At 63.7% G+C, this 17328-nt stretch carries 18 protein-coding genes; 15 read left to right on the forward strand and 3 right to left on the reverse strand.

Annotated elements, in window-relative coordinates; translation table 11 throughout:
- Positions 1 to 65: 65 nt before the first annotated feature.
- The 11 genes from secY to hisC all read left to right on the forward strand — a co-directional run bounded on the left by secY (position 66) and on the right by hisC (position 9185).
- The gene (gene secY / locus JQ621_RS17735) at positions 66 to 1397 is read left to right on the forward strand and encodes a preprotein translocase subunit SecY (RefSeq protein WP_092228451.1); all 1332 of its coding nucleotides are present in this window, start codon (positions 66 to 68) and stop codon (positions 1395 to 1397) included.
- A 275-nt stretch (positions 1398 to 1672) separates the two neighbouring features.
- Complete coding sequence (locus JQ621_RS17740; RefSeq protein ID WP_212235948.1) at positions 1673 to 2524, forward strand: adenylate kinase; 852 nt, start codon at positions 1673 to 1675, stop codon at positions 2522 to 2524.
- A gap of 188 nt (positions 2525 to 2712) precedes the next feature.
- On the forward strand, positions 2713 to 3081 hold the full coding sequence (rpsM, locus tag JQ621_RS17745; protein ID WP_200293113.1) for a 30S ribosomal protein S13: 369 nt from the start codon (positions 2713 to 2715) through the stop codon (positions 3079 to 3081).
- Positions 3082 to 3211: 130 nt separating this feature from the next.
- Positions 3212 to 3601 carry a 30S ribosomal protein S11 gene (rpsK, locus tag JQ621_RS17750; RefSeq protein ID WP_007603045.1) on the forward strand — a complete coding sequence of 130 codons (390 nt, stop codon included), beginning with the start codon at positions 3212 to 3214 and terminating at the stop codon, positions 3599 to 3601.
- 110 nt (positions 3602 to 3711) lie between these two features.
- Positions 3712 to 4743: a DNA-directed RNA polymerase subunit alpha gene (locus JQ621_RS17755; RefSeq protein ID WP_212235949.1), complete on the forward strand. Its 1032-nt coding sequence runs from the start codon at positions 3712 to 3714 to the stop codon at positions 4741 to 4743.
- A gap of 147 nt (positions 4744 to 4890) precedes the next feature.
- On the forward strand, positions 4891 to 5307 hold the full coding sequence (gene rplQ / locus JQ621_RS17760) for a 50S ribosomal protein L17 (protein ID WP_027535312.1): 417 nt from the start codon (positions 4891 to 4893) through the stop codon (positions 5305 to 5307).
- Between the two features lie 68 nt (positions 5308 to 5375).
- A complete protein-coding gene (locus tag JQ621_RS17765) occupies positions 5376 to 5603 on the forward strand; it encodes a cytochrome c (RefSeq protein ID WP_249125356.1) in 228 nt (75 codons plus the stop codon).
- A 61-nt stretch (positions 5604 to 5664) separates the two neighbouring features.
- Positions 5665 to 6453, forward strand: a complete 789-nt coding sequence (locus JQ621_RS17770) for an SDR family NAD(P)-dependent oxidoreductase (protein WP_212235950.1) — start codon at positions 5665 to 5667, stop codon at positions 6451 to 6453.
- A gap of 6 nt (positions 6454 to 6459) precedes the next feature.
- On the forward strand, positions 6460 to 6756 hold the full coding sequence (locus tag JQ621_RS17775; RefSeq protein ID WP_212235951.1) for a DUF1330 domain-containing protein: 297 nt from the start codon (positions 6460 to 6462) through the stop codon (positions 6754 to 6756).
- 57 nt (positions 6757 to 6813) lie between these two features.
- The gene (locus JQ621_RS17780; protein ID WP_212235952.1) at positions 6814 to 8130 is read left to right on the forward strand and encodes a chloride channel protein; all 1317 of its coding nucleotides are present in this window, start codon (positions 6814 to 6816) and stop codon (positions 8128 to 8130) included.
- Complete coding sequence (gene hisC / locus JQ621_RS17785) at positions 8127 to 9185, forward strand: histidinol-phosphate transaminase (RefSeq protein ID WP_212235953.1); 1059 nt, start codon at positions 8127 to 8129, stop codon at positions 9183 to 9185. The genes JQ621_RS17780 and hisC overlap by 4 nt, the downstream gene beginning before the upstream one ends.
- 55 nt (positions 9186 to 9240) lie before the next feature.
- Here the strand turns inward: hisC and JQ621_RS17790 are convergent, their stop codons facing one another.
- Positions 9241 to 10254 (reverse strand): zinc-binding alcohol dehydrogenase family protein, encoded by a 1014-nt coding sequence (locus tag JQ621_RS17790; protein WP_212235954.1) that lies wholly within the window; start codon positions 10252 to 10254, stop codon positions 9241 to 9243.
- Between the two features lie 121 nt (positions 10255 to 10375).
- On the opposite strand from JQ621_RS17790, the gene JQ621_RS17795 reads away from it, so the two are divergent.
- A complete protein-coding gene (locus JQ621_RS17795; protein WP_212235955.1) occupies positions 10376 to 10750 on the forward strand; it encodes a winged helix-turn-helix transcriptional regulator in 375 nt (124 codons plus the stop codon).
- A gap of 41 nt (positions 10751 to 10791) precedes the next feature.
- Here JQ621_RS17795 and JQ621_RS17800 read toward each other — a convergent pair whose 3' ends face one another.
- Positions 10792 to 12444 carry an OprO/OprP family phosphate-selective porin gene (locus tag JQ621_RS17800; protein ID WP_212235956.1) on the reverse strand — a complete coding sequence of 551 codons (1653 nt, stop codon included), beginning with the start codon at positions 12442 to 12444 and terminating at the stop codon, positions 10792 to 10794.
- 311 nt (positions 12445 to 12755) lie between these two features.
- On the opposite strand from JQ621_RS17800, the gene JQ621_RS17805 reads away from it, so the two are divergent.
- The 3 genes from JQ621_RS17805 to JQ621_RS17815 are packed head-to-tail and all read left to right on the forward strand — an operon-like array spanning position 12756 to position 16760.
- Positions 12756 to 14159 (forward strand): DegQ family serine endoprotease, encoded by a 1404-nt coding sequence (locus tag JQ621_RS17805; RefSeq protein WP_212235957.1) that lies wholly within the window; start codon positions 12756 to 12758, stop codon positions 14157 to 14159.
- The gene (locus JQ621_RS17810; protein ID WP_212235958.1) at positions 14156 to 15493 is read left to right on the forward strand and encodes a replication-associated recombination protein A; all 1338 of its coding nucleotides are present in this window, start codon (positions 14156 to 14158) and stop codon (positions 15491 to 15493) included. The genes JQ621_RS17805 and JQ621_RS17810 overlap by 4 nt, the downstream gene beginning before the upstream one ends.
- 52 nt (positions 15494 to 15545) lie before the next feature.
- Entirely contained in the window at positions 15546 to 16760 is a 1215-nt protein-coding gene (locus tag JQ621_RS17815) for an RluA family pseudouridine synthase (protein WP_212235959.1), read from the forward strand.
- Here the strand turns inward: JQ621_RS17815 and JQ621_RS17820 are convergent, their stop codons facing one another.
- Positions 16761 to 17207, reverse strand: a complete 447-nt coding sequence (locus JQ621_RS17820; protein ID WP_212235960.1) for a hypothetical protein — start codon at positions 17205 to 17207, stop codon at positions 16761 to 16763. It lies immediately after the preceding gene.
- Between the last annotated feature and the right edge of the window lie 121 nt (positions 17208 to 17328).

The following is a 17328-nucleotide window of genomic DNA, read 5'->3' on the forward strand; positions in this document are numbered from 1 at the left end:
GGCGTCCGCTAGAATAGCCCGGCCGCGGGTATCACGGCGCAAAAGGCGGCGGGAGAAAGTCCAATATGGCCTCTGCAGCGGAACAACTGGCAGCCAATCTCAATTTCGGCGCGTTTGCCAAGGCCGACGAACTGAAGAAGCGCATCTGGTTCACCCTGGGTGCGCTGCTCGTTTATCGGCTCGGAACCTACATTCCGTTGCCCGGCATCGATCCCAATATCTGGGAGCAGGTGTTCAAGTCGCAGGCGGGCGGCATCCTCGGCATGTTCAACATGTTTGCCGGCGGCGGTATCCACCGCATGGCGATCTTCGCGCTGAACATCATGCCGTACATCTCGGCCTCGATCATCATCCAGCTCCTCACCACCGTCTCGCCGCAGCTCGAGGCGCTGAAGAAGGAAGGTGAGGCGGGCCGCAAGACGCTGAACCAGTACACCCGCTATCTGACGGTGATCCTGGCCGCGTTCCAGTCCTACGGCATCGCGGTCGGCCTCGAAGGCGCCGGCAACGTCGTCAGCGACCCCGGCATGTTCTTCCGTCTCTCCACCGCGATCACGCTGACCGGCGGCACCATGTTCCTGATGTGGCTGGGTGAGCAGATCACCTCGCGCGGCATCGGCAACGGCATCTCGCTGATCATCCTCTCCGGCATCGTCGCCGAGCTGCCTGCGGCGCTCGCCAATATGCTCGAGCTCGGCCGCCAGGGCGCGATGTCGACCGGGCTGATCCTGGTCGTCATCGTGATGGCGGTCGCCGTGATCGCCTTCATCGTGTTCATGGAGCGCGCCCAGCGCCGGCTGCTGATCCAGTATCCGAAGCGCCAGGTTGGCAACAAGATGTTCGAGGGCCAGTCCTCGCATCTGCCGCTCAAGCTCAACACCTCGGGCGTGATCCCGCCGATCTTCGCGTCGTCGCTGCTGCTGTTGCCGACGACGGTCGCGAACTTCAACGCGGGCAAGGGACCGGAATGGTTCCAGTGGATCACCACCCAGCTCGGCCATGGCCGTCCGCTGTTCCTGGTGCTCTATCTCGCGCTGATCGTGTTCTTCGCCTTCTTCTACACCGCGATCGTCTTTAACCCGACCGAGACCGCGGACAATCTGAAGAAGCATGGCGGCTTCATCCCGGGCATTCGTCCCGGCGAGCGCACCGCGGAATATATCGACTACGTGCTGTCGCGGATCACCGTGCTGGGCGCGATCTACCTGGCGATCGTCTGCTTGATTCCGGAAATTCTGATCTCCTACGCCTCGGTGCCGTTCTACTTCGGCGGCACGTCGCTCTTGATCGTTGTCAGCGTGACCATGGATACGGTGGCGCAGGTTCAGGGCTATCTGCTGGCGCACCAGTATGAAGGCCTGATCCGGAAGTCGAAGCTGCGGGGCCGCCGTAGGTAAGCGCGGCGTCCTGTCGGGCTTCGGGTCCACATCGCCGATTCGCCGCGCGCGCAGCCGCGCGGCGTCCGCGAGGCTCAGGACCATCCGTTCGGTCGCATCGGCAGAACTGCTCTGACCTCGACGCAATCACTGATTTCAAAGGGGTTCTTGGCGTCCGGGCATTTGCTCCCCTATGATATGGGTGGCAGTGCGGCGCTGATTGTGGTTTGCACTATTCTCGATCTTCAAACACAGGTGCGCGACGAATCGCTCACCAATCCGGGGGGCGTACGCCGATGAGAATTATACTTCTGGGACCGCCGGGATCGGGCAAGGGGACCCAGGCGCAGCTGCTGGTGCAGCGCTATGGCATCGTCCAGCTCTCGACCGGCGAGATGTTGCGTGCAGCCGTCGCGGCGGGGACGCCGGTCGGGCTGAAGGCCAAGGAGATCATGGCCAGCGGGGGCCTCGTGCCCGACGAGATCGTGGTGGGAATCATCTCGGACCGGATCGACCAGCCGGACGCGCGGCAAGGCTTCATCCTCGACGGTTTCCCGCGCACCGTGCCGCAGGCCGAGGCGCTGGATGAGCTGCTCAAGCACAAGCACATGAAACTCGATGCCGTGATCGAGCTCCGCGTCAATGAGAGCGCGCTGCTCAGCCGCGTCGAGACCCGTGTCGCCCAGATGCGGGAGCGCGGGGAGGAGGTCCGGGTCGACGACACCCCGGAGGTCCTGACCAAGCGGCTCGCCAGCTACCGCAGCCAGACCGAGCCGCTGATTCACTACTATTCCGAGCGCCGGAAGCTCTCGACCATCGACGGTATGATGGCCATCGACGAGGTGACCCGCGCGATCCACCGCCAGTTGCTGGCGCTGGGCGCTGTCGAGCCCAAGTCGCACGGCAAGTCCCAGGCCAGCGCGGCGAAGCTGGGACCGGCCAAGAAGGGGACCAAGAAGGCCAAAGCGGCCAAAAAGGCGGCGAAAACAGCCAAAAAGGCTGCCAAATCGGCTAAATCCGCCAAAAAAGCCGTAAAGGGCGCCAAGAAGGCCGTCAAGAAGTCAGCCAAGAAAACGGTCAAAAAGACCGTCAAAAAAGCTTCGAAGAAGGGTTCAAAAAAGGTCACGAAAAAGCGAGCCAAACGCTAGCGGCGGTTGACGACAGGCCCCTGAATCCCCTAATAAGCCCCGCATCCAAGTCGGATAGTTTCAAACGATGCCGGGCCCCAGGAAGACCGGGGGTGGGCGTCGTGTTCGCGTTTGTGAACACCTGCCCGAGAAACACAAGCACTTAAAGCCCGATTCCTGACGAGGGATCGGCAACAGGAGAGAAGGCCGTGGCCCGTATTGCCGGCGTGAACATTCCGACCAACAAGCGCGTGCTGATCGCGCTCCAGTACATCCATGGCATCGGCCAGAAGATCGCTGGTGAGATCCTCGAAAAAGTGAAGATCCCCGCGGATCGTCGCGTCAATCAGCTCAGCGACGCTGAAGTGCTCCAGATCCGCGAAGTGATCGACCGCGACTATCTCGTCGAGGGCGATCTGCGTCGTGAAGTCGGTATCAACATCAAGCGTCTGATGGACCTCGGCTGCTATCGCGGCCTGCGTCATCGCCGCGGTCTGCCGGTGCGTGGTCAGCGGACCCACACCAACGCGCGTACGCGCAAGGGTCCGGCCAAGGCCATCGCCGGCAAGAAGAAGTAATTCGCGCGAATGGGTGAGTGGCGAATGGCGAGTGGTCATCCACTCGCTATTCGCCACTCACCATTCGCTTTTTCACAGGTGTAGCCGCTGGCATTACGGCGGCGTTTGAGATCTCTAGGAAAGGTACTCTATGGGCAAGGAAGCCACCCGCGTTCGTCGTCGTGAGCGCAAGAACATCGCCTCCGGCGTCGCGCACGTGAACTCGTCCTTCAACAACACGACCATCACCATCACCGATGCGCAGGGCAACACCATTGCCTGGTCTTCCGCCGGCACGATGGGCTTCAAGGGCTCGCGCAAGTCGACCCCGTATGCCGCGCAGGTCGCCGCTGAAGACGTGTCCAAGAAGGCGCAGGAACACGGCATGCGCACGCTGGAAGTCGAGGTCGCCGGTCCCGGTTCGGGCCGTGAGTCGGCGCTGCGCGCGCTGCAGGCCGCGGGCTTCACCGTCACCTCGATCCGCGACGTGACCACGATCCCGCACAACGGTTGCCGTCCGCGAAAGCGTCGGCGCGTCTGATACGAAGTTGCGGGCGCCGTGTTGCCCGCGATGGTTTTTTAGAAGCCGCGGGTTTGATCTGCGGCCTTTCTCCAACGCCGGTATTTGAATTTTCAAATCGACTGGCCTGTATGGGTGAAACAGTGACGATCCAGAAAAATTGGCAAGAACTGATTCGGCCGAACAAGCTCCAGGTTCAGCCCGGCAGCGACCCCTCGCGCTTTGCGACCATCGTTGCCGAGCCGCTCGAGCGCGGTTTCGGCCAGACGCTCGGCAACGCGCTGCGCCGCATCCTGCTCTCCTCGCTCCAGGGCGCGGCGGTGCAGTCGGTGCACATCGACGGCGTGCTGCACGAGTTCTCCTCGATCGCCGGCGTCCGTGAGGACGTCACCGACATCGTGCTGAACATCAAGGACATCGCGATCAAGATGCAGGGCGAAGGCCCCAAGCGCATGGTCGTGAAGAAGCAGGGCCCTGGCTCGGTCACCGCCGGCGACATCCAGACGGTCGGCGACGTCACCGTGCTGAACCCGGACCTGCAGATCTGCACGCTCGACGAGGGCGCGGAGATCCGTATGGAGTTCACGGTCTCCACCGGCAAGGGCTATGTGCCCGCCGAGCGCAACCGGCCAGAGGACGCGCCGATCGGCCTGATCCCGGTCGACAGCCTGTACTCGCCGGTCCGCAAGGTCTCCTACAAGGTCGAGAACACCCGCGAGGGCCAGATCCTCGACTACGACAAGCTGACCATGACGATCGAGACCAACGGCGCGATCTCGCCGGATGACTCGGTGGCTTACGCCGCCCGCATCCTGCAGGATCAGCTCAACGTGTTCGTCAACTTCGAAGAGCCGCGCAAGGAAGTCGCCCAGGAGATCATCCCGGACCTCGCCTTCAACCCGGCCTTCCTCAAGAAGGTGGACGAGCTCGAGCTGTCGGTGCGTTCTGCCAACTGCTTGAAGAACGACAACATCGTCTACATCGGCGACCTCGTGCAGAAGAGCGAAGCGGAAATGCTCCGCACCCCGAACTTCGGCCGCAAGTCGCTGAACGAGATCAAGGAAGTGCTGGCCCAGATGGGTCTGCACCTCGGCATGGAAGTGCCGGGCTGGCCGCCGGAGAACATCGACGAGCTCGCCAAGCGCTTCGAGGATCACTACTGAGCGAATGGCGAGTAGGGAGTGGCGAATGGGCAGGAACCGTTCGCTACTCACCATTCGCCACTCGCCGACTTGGGCGAACGCAGGCAGCCCACCTGAGCAACATGTCCGACGAACCGTCGCGGCAGTTTCAAGTTAAGGACTAAACACATGCGTCACGGCAAGGTTCATCGGAAGCTCAACCGCACGGCCGAGCATCGCCGCGCGATGTTCGCCAACATGGCGGCTGCGCTGATCAAGCACGAGCAGATCGTCACCACGCTGCCCAAGGCCAAGGAGCTTCGTCCGATCGTCGAGAAGCTCGTCACCCTCGGCAAGAAGGGCGGCCTGTCGATGCGCCGCCAGGCCATCTCCGAGATGCGTGACAAGGACCAGGTCAGGAAGCTGTTCGACGTGCTGGCGCCCCGTTACAAGGATCGCCAGGGCGGCTACACCCGCATCATCAAGGCGGGCTTCCGCTACGGCGACAACGCCGCGATGGCCGTCATCGAATTCGTCGACCGCGACGTCGATGCCAAGGGCCAGGACTCCGGTCCGGTGCAGGCGAAGGAAGCCGAGGCGGCATAAGCCAAATCGCATAGCGTTTCAAAAGCGGCGCCCTCGGGTGCCGCTTTTTTGTATTCTGCAGCCGTGGGGTGAACCATCTCGCCCAACATTGCATCGGATCCCGTGGCGGCCTCGGGCAGTTGAGCGACGACGAAATCAAACGTGCGATTACGCAAGGCGTCGCACGTGACGGTCGCAAGCCCAAGCCGCCGATGGCTTATGCTGGTTACGCCACCATGACGGCCGAGGATCTCGATGCCATCGTCGCGTTTGTCCGAACGCTGCCGCCGCGCGACCAAGGGGTCACGCGTCGGTGAAGGACGATTGAAGCTGCTTCGCAGCGCACGATATCTCCGTCAACATCAATGGAGATAACTCATGAAGATCGACCTTTCCGGCAAGACGGCCCTCGTGACCGGCTCGACCGCCGGCATCGGCCACGCCATCGCCAAGGGCCTTGCCGGTTCCGGCGCGAGCGTCGTGATCAACGGGCGCAGTCAGGACAAGGTCGATGCGGCCGTCCGCAAGCTTGAAGGGGCGGGTGCCAAGGCGCGGGGCATCGCCGCCGATGTCTCCACCGCAGCCGGCTGCAACGCGCTCGTCGCGGCCCTGCCCGAGGTCGATATTCTCATCAACAATGCCGGCATCTTCGAGCCCAAGGGCTTTTTCGAAATTCCGGACGAGGACTGGAGCCGCTTCTTCGAGGTCAACGTGATGAGCGGCGTGCGGCTGTCGCGCGCCTACATGAAGGGCATGCTCAAGCGCAATTGGGGCCGCATCGTCTTCATCTCCTCCGAGTCCGGGCTCAACATTCCCGCCGAGATGATCCACTACGGCATGAGCAAGACGGCCCAGCTCGCAGTCGCTCGCGGCCTCGCGCAGCTCACCCGCGGCACCGGCGTCACGGTGAACTCGGTGCTGCCTGGCCCGACCATGTCCGAGGGTGTCGAGACTTTCGTGAAGGATCTCGCCAGGCAGAACGGCCAATCGTTGGATGAAGCCGCCGCCAATTTCGTCAAGCAGCACCGGCCGAGCTCGCTGATCCAGCGCTTTGCCAGCGTCGATGAGATCGCCAACATGGTGGTTTACGTTGCCTCGAAGGAGGCGTCGGCGACCAATGGCGCGGCGCTGCGCGCGGAAGGCGGCATCGTCAACACCATCGCCTGAGCACCGATGTCAGCCTATGTGATTTCCGAAGTCGAGATGCGCGATCCGGATGGGTTCGAAGCCTACCGTACGCTTGCCGCCAAGACGATCGAACAATATGGCGGCCGCTATCTCGTTCGCGGCGGCAAGCCTGAGCTGGCGGAAGGCAACCTTCCGCCGAAGGCGATCGTCATCGTCGAATTCCCCTCGATGGCGAGACTGAAGCAATGGTATGCCTCGCTGGAATACGCCGAGGCGTTGAAGATCCGCGCCGGCGCGCTGGAGCGGCGGCTGTTGTTCGTCGAGGGCGTGGCTCCGGTCTAGCTGCTCTGCCCATTTGCCACTTCAATTCGAGGCCCGACCGGCTAGAACGGTGGCTCCATGCTCAGGCCGCTCTCGACCCGCCACAAACGCCTGTTCAGGCTGACGTCCGCGCGATGGCAGCGACGGGCGATCTTTCTGCTCGGCGGCATCGGGGTCGGTGCCGCCGCGGTGGCGCTGGCGGAGCTGGCCGATCTCGCGCAGCACGCCTTTACGCTGCTCCTGGCCAGATCGCGCTATGCCGTGCTGGCGGTGACGCCGCTCGGCTTCATGCTGTCCGCCTATCTGACCATTCGCCTGTTTCCGAACGCGCAAGGAAGTGGCATTCCGCAGGCGATTGCCGCGCGGCATCTGACCGATCAGGCGGCGCGCGAGAGCCTGGTCTCGATCCGAATCGCAATCGGCAAGATGATCCTCACTCTGTTCGGGTTGCTGTGCGGAGCCTCCGTCGGGCGGGAGGGGCCGACCGTTCAGGTGGGCGCCTCTATCATGTTCGCGCTCGGCCGTGTCTCGCCACGCCGCCAGCCCGGGTTGATCCTCGCCGGCGCGGCTGCCGGCGTCGCCGCGGCGTTCAACACGCCGCTCGCTGGTATCGTCTTCGGCATCGAGGAGATGAGCCGCGCGTTCGAGACCCGCACATCCAGCCTCATCATCGCAGCCGTCATCGCGGCCGGCCTGACGTCACTCGCGCTGGCCGGCAATTACGCCTATTTCGGCAGCAGCGCGATGTCGCTTTCGCGTGGCACCGACTGGCTGGCCGTTCCGCTCTGTGGCGTGGTCGGCGGCTTCGCCGGCGGCCTGTTCAGCCGCATCGTTATCGCCATGGCGCGCGGCTTCAAGAACCCGCTCGGTCGCGCGATCAAGGGCCATCCGCTCTGGTTCGCCTTCGCCTGCGGCCTCGCTGTCGCGATCTGCGGTCTTGTGTCGGGCGATACGATCTACGGCACCGGCTATGAGCAGGTGAAGACGGCGCTGGAGCATGGCGCTCCGCTGCCGCGCGACTTCGGCCTGCTCAAGCTGCTGGCGACGACCTTTGCTGCGATCAGCGGCATACCGGGCGGCATTTTCTCGCCGTCGCTGGCCGTTGGTGCGGGCATCGGCAGCAATATCGCCGCGTTCTTCCACGACGCGCCGCTCGGTGCGATCATGCTGCTTGGCATGGTCTCGTATTTCGCCGGCGTCGTGCAGGCGCCGATCACCGCCTTTGTGATCGTGACCGAGATGACCGACAATCGCGGCATGGTCGTGCCGTTGATGGCGGCCGCGCTGATCGCGCATTTCGTCTCGCGGATGATCTGCGAGGAGGGCATCTATCACGCGCTTGCAAAGGGCTTCGTCGAGCGGGCAACGCATCCGCGCGAAGGGGAGGTAAGATGAGCCGTTTCTGGAGCAGCTTGACGCATGATCTAAAACCCTACGTTCCGGGCGAGCAGCCCCGCATGGCGGATCTGGTCAAGCTGAACACCAACGAGAATCCGCTCGGTCCGTCGCCGCGTGCGCTGGCGGCGATCCGCGATGCGGCTGCCGATACGCTGCGGCTTTATCCGGATCCGCAGGCAACGGCGCTGCGGGCGAGCCTGGCCGCCTATCACGGCGTGAGACCTGAGCAGGTGTTCGTCGGCAATGGCTCGGACGAGGTGCTGGCGCATGCCTTCGTTGCCCTGCTGAAGCATGATGCGCCGCTGCTGTTTCCCGATATCACCTACAGCTTCTATCCGGTCTATTGCCGCCTGTTCGGCATCGCCCACGAGACCGTGCCGCTCGATCCGGCCATGCGAATTCGCATCGCCGATTACAAACGGCCGGCCGGCGCGATCATCATCCCCAATCCGAACGCGCCGACGGGGATCGCGCTGTCGCGCGCCGAGATCGAGACGTTGCTGAACGAGCATCCGGACGTGCCGGTGGTCGTCGACGAGGCCTATGTCGACTTCGGTGCGGAAACTGCTATTCCGCTGGTCGCCTCGCACCCAAACCTCCTGGTCGTGCAGACCATGTCCAAGTCGCGCGCTTTGGCCGGACTCCGGGTCGGATATGCTGTTGGCGATGCCGACCTGATCGACGCGCTGACGCGCGTGAAGGACAGCTTCAATTCATATCCGCTTGGCCGGCCTGCCCAGGCCGGCGCGATCGCGTCGATCGAGGACGAAGCCTATTTCCAGCAGAGCCGCGTTCGGGTGATCGCGGGCAGGGAGCGGCTGACCCTCGGGCTGAAGCAAGCTGGCTTCGAGGTGCTGCCGTCACTGGCCAACTTCGTGTTCGCGCGCCATCCCGCGTATGAGGGGGCGAAGCTTGCGGCGGCGCTGCGGGAGCAGGCGGTGATCGTGCGCCATTTTTCTGCGGCGCGCATCTCGGACTATTTGCGGATCACTGTGGGCACGGACGAGCAGATCGACCGGCTGTTGTCGGCCTTGTCTCGCATTCTACGATAGCGAAGAAAGGTAGGCACGGCGCAAGCGCCTGTGCCCACCTTACGAGACCCGTCGCCTACCAGCCCTCAAGCACGATCTTGCCGCGCGACTTGCCGCTCTCGAGCAGCGCGTGCGCGCGCTTGAGGTTGGCGGCGTTGATCGTGCCGAAGGTCTGGTCGAGCGTGGTGCGCAGCACGCCCTTGTCGATGAGATCGGCGACGTCGCCCAGCAGATGATGCTGCGCGATCATATCGGGCGTCTGGAACGAGGAGCGCGTGAACATGGATTCCCAGTGCACGGAAACCGCCTTGCCTTTGAAGGCGCTCAGGCTGAATTCCGCGGGATCGTCGATCAGGCCGAACTTGCCCTGCGGCGCCATGAACTCGGCGATCGCCTTGTAGTGCTGCTCGGTGAAGGTGAGGCTTGCCACCAGCGCGACCGGCGGCAGCCTGAGCTTGTCGATCTGCTCCTTCATCGGCTTGCCGTGATCGATCACCGCATGCGCGCCGAGATCGAGACACCACTTTTGCGACTCCGGCCGCGTGGCGGTCGCAACCACGGTGAGCCCGGTGAGGCGGCGTGCGAGCTGGATCAGGATCGAGCCGACACCGCCGGCGCCGCCGGTGATGAGCAGCGTGCGCGGATCGACGCTCTTGCCCGGCACCACGCCGAGACGGTCGAACAGCAATTCCCATGCGGTGATGGAGGTGAGGGGAAGCGCGGCGGCCTGTGCGAATGACAGCGACTTCGGCTTGTTGCCGACGATGCGCTCGTCAACCAGGTGGAATTCGGAATTGGTGCCCTGGCGCAGGATCGAGCCCGCGTAAAACACCTCGTCGCCAGGCTTGAACAGCGTGACCTCGGGGCCGACGGCGTCGACCACGCCGGCGGCGTCATAGCCGAGGATCTTGGTCTCGCCCTCGGGCGGTGCGGCGCGCTTGCGCACCTTGTAATCGACGGGGTTGGCCGAGATCGCTTTCACGGCGACGCGGATGTCGCGTGCCTGCGGCTCGGGTTTGGCGGTTTCAAAATCGATCAGCGCGTCCTGATCGTCGATCGGAAGCGACTTCTTGTAGCCGACGGCCTTCATGGTTTGTCTCCATCAGATGGCGTATTCGCCTGCCGCTCTAACTGTCGCGCTGGCTCTAATTTGGCAAGTACTGTAAATTCAGGGATATAGTCCCTGTTTGGATACCATTGGGAAAACACGCATGAAAAGGCAAGAGTTTACCCGGCGTCCTGGCTGCTCGGTCGAGGCGACGCTGGACCTGATCGACGGCAAATGGAAAGGGGTGATCCTCTTTCACTTGCAGAGCGGCACTCAGCGCTTCGGCGAACTGCGGCGCCGGATGCCTGGCATTACCCAGCGCATGCTGACCAAGCAGCTTCGCGCGCTGGAGGAGGACAAGCTCGTCATCCGCAAGGTCTATGCCGAGGTGCCGCCGCGCGTGGAATATTGCCTCTCCGAGCTTGGCGAGAGCTTGCGGCCGGTGATCGACATTCTGAAAGCCTGGGGCGAGAGCCACCAGCAGCGGCTGTCTTCTGCCCCGCCGCCGGTGACCGTCAGAAAGAAGCGCGCGGCGTAGATGTTCGGGAGCGTACGATACCGCTCCCGAACGAGGTTGCGTCAGAATGCGAACTGCGTGCGCATTGCCACGGCGTCGAAGCTCGAGCCCGTGTTCGCGAATGGGGTGGGCGGGAGCGGTTGCTTGGAGACGGTGCCATGCAAATAGTCGAGCATGAAACGGACGTTGCCGTTGACGTACCAGTTGAGCGCCAGGGTGTAGACGTCCTGTCGTCCGCCGGCGACGCCGGCGGCGGTCGCGATTTGATCGTTCAGGTTCATCGTGGAGAAGCGGGCCGCGATTTCCCAGGCGCCCCAGCCACCGCCGTCGAGCGAGAACGGATGATCGGGCTTGACGCCGCCATAGGCGGCATTGCCCGGGTTGTATTTGCGAGCTTCGCCAGTCAGCACATAGGCTGCCTCGGCATAGCCACCCTGGAAGTTCAGGCTCGACCTGCTGACCGGCGCCGCTGTAGTGTTCGCATTGCGATCGACGTTGAACCAGTAGTATTCGCCCTGGAGGAACAGCGATCCATAGGTTGCTGCGGCTTCCACACCGTAGACCTGAGCGCCCGAGACGTTGGGGATCGCAGGGGTTGCGATCAGTGATGTCGGGTCGATGCGCAGTTCGGGCCGGTCGCTGAGCGCGAGCGTCTGCGTGTTCGCGATCAGGTTTCGTGGCGGCTGGATCAGCCACTCGGCGTCGCCGCCGAGATGCACCGAATAGTTGTTGCCGCTGACGATTTGGCCTGCGACACGGGCGGTTGCGCCGTACTGCTCGCTGGTTCCGTTTGGTACGGCGCTTGACGCCGAATGAATGGCACCCGTCGTTGGGCCGGTCACGTAAGCGCCGGCGTAGAACACGTCGTTGTACCAGCGCGCGCCTGCCGCGGAACGGAAGTCACCAGCCGCGATGTTTTGTGCGATGACGCCGACCGAGGCCCGCTCCATGAAGGGAATGTCGTTGGAGCTCATGGATTCATCCATGGTCCAGGCAATATCCATGATGCCGGCTTCGATCGCCATCTTGCCGCCGAACGGCTTCAGTCCCGTGTAGCTGATGAACGCGTTTTCGATGCCGGATGTGCCTCCGCCGGGCAGCAGTCCGACCGTGGGGGGAACGGCGGGCGGTGTCGCAGCAGCGCCCACGGTGCCGCCAAATCCGTCGGAAGAGCCGCCGAAGTCGTAGATCAGCGCAAAATTCCAGTCTTCGAGGAATTTACCGACGACACCGATGCGCGCGCGCCGGACGTTTTCGCCGCTGTCCAGTTTCTGCGGCGCAGTGCTTGCCGAATTGGGGCGGTAGTCGTAGCCGCCGACGTCCCAGTGCACGCGGCTCGTGATCGCGACGCAGTTCGCGCCATCGGCGGTGCAGATGGTCGGCCGGTTGTTCGGCATCGTTACCACGACGCCGGACGGGGCGACCGGGCCCTTGACCGGAATGGTTGCGTTGGCATTGGCGACAACGGCCTTGGCCTCCGAGCGCGCTTCAGCCTTGGCCTCGGCCTTCGCTTCCTGCCTGGCTTTCGCCGTGGCGGCGGTGTTCGCTGCGGTCTGGTTCTGGAGCTTGTCGAGCTTCTGTTCCAGCATCTTCAACTGCTGCTTCAGAAGCGCGATCTCCTGATCGCTGTTGCTCGCTGATTGTGCCTGGGCCTGCGAGGCCGCCAGCACCCCGGCGAGACCAATCGCCGTGGCCGCCATTCTCGTCCTGCTCATGTCATGACTCCATCCTTTGACCAACTTCCCCAAGTCGCAACGGAGAGCCTAAGAATGATCGATGACTGTCCCGCGACGGCGCGCGCCGGTTGCGCGGTTCCCACTGATGTAAATTCGTCGCAACCGAATCCGCCGGAACGAGAATGCAGGATGATGCGCATCATGCCAATGCACCGCCCAGGCAAATTGCCAATTCGCACGCCGGGCTTGCATGCGGGACACACCGGAAAGAGCCTGAATATTGCCGTCCGGCGCCCTTCTATTGGGCTGCGAACGCGCCTATATTCCGGCGTCTTTTCCAAGAGGTAGGAATGTTTCGAGCGAACCGGACCGCCGTCGTCACGGCATTGTGCATAGGCTTTTCGGCCCACTTCAATCCTGCTGTGGCGCAGGACCGTCGCGTCCCCTCGTCGCCAGCTGAGTTGCGGCTCTCCTATGCGCCAATCGTGCAGCGGGTGCAGCCGGCAGTCGTCAACGTCTATGCCGCGAAGGTGGTGCAGAACCGCAATCCGCTGCTGGACGATCCGATCTTTCGTCGCTTCTTCGGCGGTGGCCAGCAGCAGGAGCAGGTGCAGCGGTCACTGGGTTCGGGCGTGATCGTCGATGCCTCCGGGCTCGTCGTAACCAACGTCCATGTCATCGAAGGCGCCGACCAGGTGAAGGTATCGCTGTCGGACAAGCGCGAGTTCGAAGCCGAGATCGTCTTGAAGGACTCCCGCAGCGATCTTGCGGTGCTCCGCCTGAAGGACACCAAGGAAAAGTTTCCTGCGCTCGAATTCACCAATTCGGACGAACTGATGGTCGGCGACGTCGTGATGGCGATCGGCAATCCCTTCGGCGTCGGCCAGACGGTGACCCACGGCATCATCTCGGCGCTGGCGCGCACGCAGGTCGGCATCACCGACTATCAGTTCTTCATCCAGACTGACGCGGCGATCAATCCCGGCAATTCCGGCGGCGCGCTGGTCGACATGAACGGCAGGCTCGCCGGCATCAACACCGCGATCTATTCGCGCTCGGGCGGCTCGCAGGGCATCGGCTTTGCGATTCCTGCCAACATGGTGCGCGTCGTCGTCGCCTCCGCCAAGGGCGGCGGCAAGGCGGTGAAGCGTCCCTGGCTCGGTGCGAAGCTGCAGGCGGTGACGCCCGAGATCGCCGAGAGCCTCGGTCTGCGCTCGCCCACCGGTGCGCTGGTCGCGAGCGTGGTTCCCAACGGCCCCGCGGCGAAGGCCGGTCTGAAATCCTCAGACCTCATCATTGGAATCGACGGTCAGACCGTCGACGATCCCAACGCGTTCGACTACCGCTTCGCCACCCGTCCGATCGGCGGCAGCGCGCAAATCGACGTGCAGCGCGGCGGCAAGCCGTTGAAGCTCGCGATCGCGCTCGAGACCGCGCCTGATACCGGCCGTAACGAGCTTGTCGTCACCGCGCGCTCGCCGTTCCAGGGCGCAAAGGTCTCGACCATCACGCCTGCTGTGGCCGACGAACTGCATCTCGATGCCGATACCGAAGGTGTCGTCATCACCGACCTCGGCGACGACTCGCCGGCCGCCCAAGTCGGCTTCCAGAAGGGCGACATCATCCTGGCCGTCAACAACCAGAAGATTGGCAAGACCGGCGACCTCGAGAAGGCTGCGGGCGTCAGCCAGCGGATCTGGCGTATCACGCTGGTGCGCGGCGGCCAGCAGATCAACGTCACGCTGGGCGGATGAGTCCAAAGCGACCACAGCAGACGCCAACTCTCTTTGCCGCGGCGGGGCTCGATCACGAAGCCCCGCATCCGCTGCCGGACCGGTTGCGGCCGCGTGCGCTGTCGGAGGTCGTCGGCCAGGATCACATCCTCGGCCCCGACGGTGCGCTGACGCGCATGCTGGAGACGCGCACGCTGGGATCGCTGGTGTTCTGGGGACCGCCCGGCACCGGCAAGACCACGGTGGCGCGGCTGCTCGCCGATGCGACCGATCTGCATTTCGAGCAGATCTCGGCGGTATTCTCCGGCGTCGCTGATCTGAAGAAGGCATTCGATGCCGCGCGTGCCCGCCGCGAGATGGGCAAAGGCACGCTGCTGTTCGTCGACGAGGTGCATCGCTTCAACCGTGCCCAGCAGGATTCGTTTCTGCCCGTCATGGAAGACGGCACCGTCGTCATGGTCGGCGCCACCACGGAGAATCCGTCGTTCGAGCTCAACGCGGCGCTTCTGTCCCGCGCACGGGTGCTGGTGTTTCGCTCGCTTGATGCTGCGGCGATCGAAAAGCTGTTTGCGCATGCCGAGGAGGTCGAGGGCCGCAAGCTGCCGCTCGATGCGGAGGCAAGGGCGGTGCTGGTGCGCATGGCCGATGGCGATGGCCGCGCGTCGCTGACGCTCGCCGAAGAGGTCTGGCGCTCGGCGCGCGCGGACGAGATATTCAATGCCGCGCAGTTGCAGGACATTCTGCAACGCCGCGCCCCGATCTACGACAAGTCGGCCGACGGCCATTACAACCTGATTTCGGCGCTGCATAAATCGGTGCGCGGCTCCGATCCGGACGCCGCGCTCTATTATCTCTGCCGCATGCTCGATGCCGGCGAGGACCCGCTATTCCTGGCCCGCCGCGTCGTGCGCATGGCGGTCGAGGACATCGGCCTTGCCGATCCGCAGGCGCTCGTCATTGCCAATGCGGCCAAGGACGCCTTCGACTTCCTCGGCCATCCCGAAGGCGAGCTTGCGATCGCGCAAGCCGTGGTCTATCTCGCCACCGCGCCGAAATCGAATGCGGTTTATACGGCGTTCGGCACGGCGATGCAGGTGGCAAAACAGGCCGGCTCGCTGCTGCCGCCAAAGCACATCCTCAATTCCCCGACCAAGCTGATGAAGTCGGAAGGCTACGGCGCAGCCTACGAATACGACCACGATGCGCCCGACGCCTTCTCCGGTCAGGACTACTTTCCGGAAGCCCTCGGCCGCCAGACCTTCTACGACCCGCCCGAGCGTGGCTTCGAGCGGGAGATCAGGAAGCGGCTGGATTACTGGGCCAAGCTGCGGAAGGAGCGGGGTGGTTCGCGCTAGAAACGGCCATTTCGCCGTGACGGCAGCCGGCTTTTAGGGTACGCAGGCAACCATGAGCCGCCGCATCAAAAGAACCAATCAAGAGCCCCGTTCGCGCGACGAGCGCAAGGAATCGCGCCCGTTCAAGGCGCGCAGCGCCAAGAAGGCTGGACCGCGTCCGGGCGCCAAGCCTGGTAGCAAGCCGCCGCGCTTTGCGGGCGAGCGCGCCGAGCGTCGTCCACCCAGGGCCGAGGTTGAACGGGTTGCGCCGGAAAAGCCCGTCGAGGCGCTGCTGCCGACCAAGGTGCAAACCGTCAAGGTGACGGCCGACGAGAACAACATGCGCGTCGACCGCTTCCTCGAAGCGCGCTTTCCCGGCCTGTCGTTCTCCCACATCCAGCGCGTCGTCCGCAAAGGTGAGCTGCGTGTCGACGGCAAGCGCGTCGACAGCAAGGATCGGCTGGAGGAGGGTCAGAGCGTCCGCATTCCGCCGCTGAAGCTCGACGCGCCGAAGGTCGTGGGCGAGATCTCGGAAGGCGCGCAGAAGACGCTTGCCGCGCTGAAGGAGATGACGATCTACGAGGACGATGACGTTCTCGTGCTGAACAAGCCGTTCGGGCTTGCGGTGCAGGGCGGCTCCGGCACGACGCGACATATCGACCAGATGCTGGAGGTGATGCGCGATTCCAAGGGCCAGAAGCCACGGCTTGTGCACCGGATCGACAAGGACACGGCGGGCTGCCTGCTGATAGCCAAGACACGCTTCGCCGCATCGCATCTGACCGGCGCGTTCCGCTCGCGCTCGGCACGGAAAACCTATTGGGCGCTGGTGCCGGGTCTGCCGAAGCCGAAGCAGGGGCGCATCTCGACCTTCCTGGCGAAGGAGGAGAGCGAGGACGACACCATCATGCGCATCGCCCAGCACGGCGACGAGGGCGCCAGCCACGCGGTCACCTACTACGCGGTGGTCGAGACCGCCGGCAACAAGCTGACCTGGGTGTCGCTGAAGCCCGTCACGGGCCGCACCCACCAGCTCCGCGCCCATATGGAGCATATCGGCCATCCCATCGTCGGCGATCCCAAATATTTCAACATCGAGAACTGGCAGTTGCCGGGCGGCCTGCAAAACCGGCTGCATCTGCTCGCGCGCCGCATCGTCATCCCGCATCCGCGCGGCGGGGTGATCGACGCCACCGCGCCGCTGCCGCCGCACATGCAGCAGTCGTGGAATCTGCTCGGGCTGGATGCGAGCCGGTTCGATCCGATCGAGAACGCGCCGGAAGAGTAGTCAATTCCGAAACTGTTCCAGAAACATCCGCAGGCTGTCATGCGGGCTCTCGACGTCAGTGATCAGCCAGCCCTCGGGTCCGTTGACCAGGATGAAGTTCAGCACGACCTTGCGGCCGTGATTGTCGAAATTCGCAGCGACATAGGTCTTGTCGTATTGCTTGCGGATAACAGCGATCGTCACAGGGCCGAGCTTCCAGCTCGGGCTTTGCACCAGAAAATCATACGGCTCGCTCCGCGGCGCAGACCACGCCTTGCGCAGGGAAGGGTCGAAGAACTGCCGGGTGGTCGCATCGTCCCGCGGCAGGCCCTTCGACACCTCCGGCGCGCCCGCGCCGTAATAGGCATAGACATTGCGGACCAGCGATTCCGGGGTGCGAAAGCCGGCCTCGGCCGCGGCCAGCCAAAGCCCGGCGAACAGGGCCGCAATACCCCCAAGTTCCCTCATGCCTGCCGTCCGCTTTATCGGCTCCAATTCTTGGCCTAAAACTTCTTGGCCTAAAACGCGCTTACCTTAAAAGCCGATCTTACTTCAAAAAACCGCATTCAGCGGCGGAGACCGAAACCTC

Origin of the sequence: Bradyrhizobium manausense, from assembly GCF_018129685.1 — a bacterium.
Taxonomy (GTDB): domain Bacteria; phylum Pseudomonadota; class Alphaproteobacteria; order Rhizobiales; family Xanthobacteraceae; genus Bradyrhizobium; species Bradyrhizobium manausense_D.

Bases quoted from the DNA above. Each gene is read 5' to 3' on its own strand.
- secY (WP_092228451.1), top strand. From the start codon at position 66: ATGGCCTCTGCAGCGGAACAACTGGCAGCCAATCTCAATTTCGGCGCG.
- JQ621_RS17740 (WP_212235948.1), top strand. From the start codon at position 1,673: ATGAGAATTATACTTCTGGGACCGCCGGGATCGGGCAAGGGGACCCAG.
- rpsK (WP_007603045.1), top strand. From the start codon at position 3,212: ATGGGCAAGGAAGCCACCCGCGTTCGTCGTCGTGAGCGCAAGAACATC.
- JQ621_RS17755 (WP_212235949.1), top strand. From the start codon at position 3,712: ATGGGTGAAACAGTGACGATCCAGAAAAATTGGCAAGAACTGATTCGG.
- rplQ (WP_027535312.1), top strand. From the start codon at position 4,891: ATGCGTCACGGCAAGGTTCATCGGAAGCTCAACCGCACGGCCGAGCAT.
- JQ621_RS17770 (WP_212235950.1), top strand. From the start codon at position 5,665: ATGAAGATCGACCTTTCCGGCAAGACGGCCCTCGTGACCGGCTCGACC.
- JQ621_RS17775 (WP_212235951.1), top strand. From the start codon at position 6,460: ATGTCAGCCTATGTGATTTCCGAAGTCGAGATGCGCGATCCGGATGGG.
- JQ621_RS17780 (WP_212235952.1), top strand. From the start codon at position 6,814: ATGCTCAGGCCGCTCTCGACCCGCCACAAACGCCTGTTCAGGCTGACG.
- hisC (WP_212235953.1), top strand. From the start codon at position 8,127: ATGAGCCGTTTCTGGAGCAGCTTGACGCATGATCTAAAACCCTACGTT.
- JQ621_RS17790 (WP_212235954.1), bottom strand. From the start codon at position 10,254: ATGAAGGCCGTCGGCTACAAGAAGTCGCTTCCGATCGACGATCAGGAC.
- JQ621_RS17795 (WP_212235955.1), top strand. From the start codon at position 10,376: ATGAAAAGGCAAGAGTTTACCCGGCGTCCTGGCTGCTCGGTCGAGGCG.
- JQ621_RS17800 (WP_212235956.1), bottom strand. From the start codon at position 12,444: ATGAGCAGGACGAGAATGGCGGCCACGGCGATTGGTCTCGCCGGGGTG.
- JQ621_RS17805 (WP_212235957.1), top strand. From the start codon at position 12,756: ATGTTTCGAGCGAACCGGACCGCCGTCGTCACGGCATTGTGCATAGGC.
- JQ621_RS17810 (WP_212235958.1), top strand. From the start codon at position 14,156: ATGAGTCCAAAGCGACCACAGCAGACGCCAACTCTCTTTGCCGCGGCG.
- JQ621_RS17815 (WP_212235959.1), top strand. From the start codon at position 15,546: ATGAGCCGCCGCATCAAAAGAACCAATCAAGAGCCCCGTTCGCGCGAC.
- JQ621_RS17820 (WP_212235960.1), bottom strand. From the start codon at position 17,207: ATGAGGGAACTTGGGGGTATTGCGGCCCTGTTCGCCGGGCTTTGGCTG.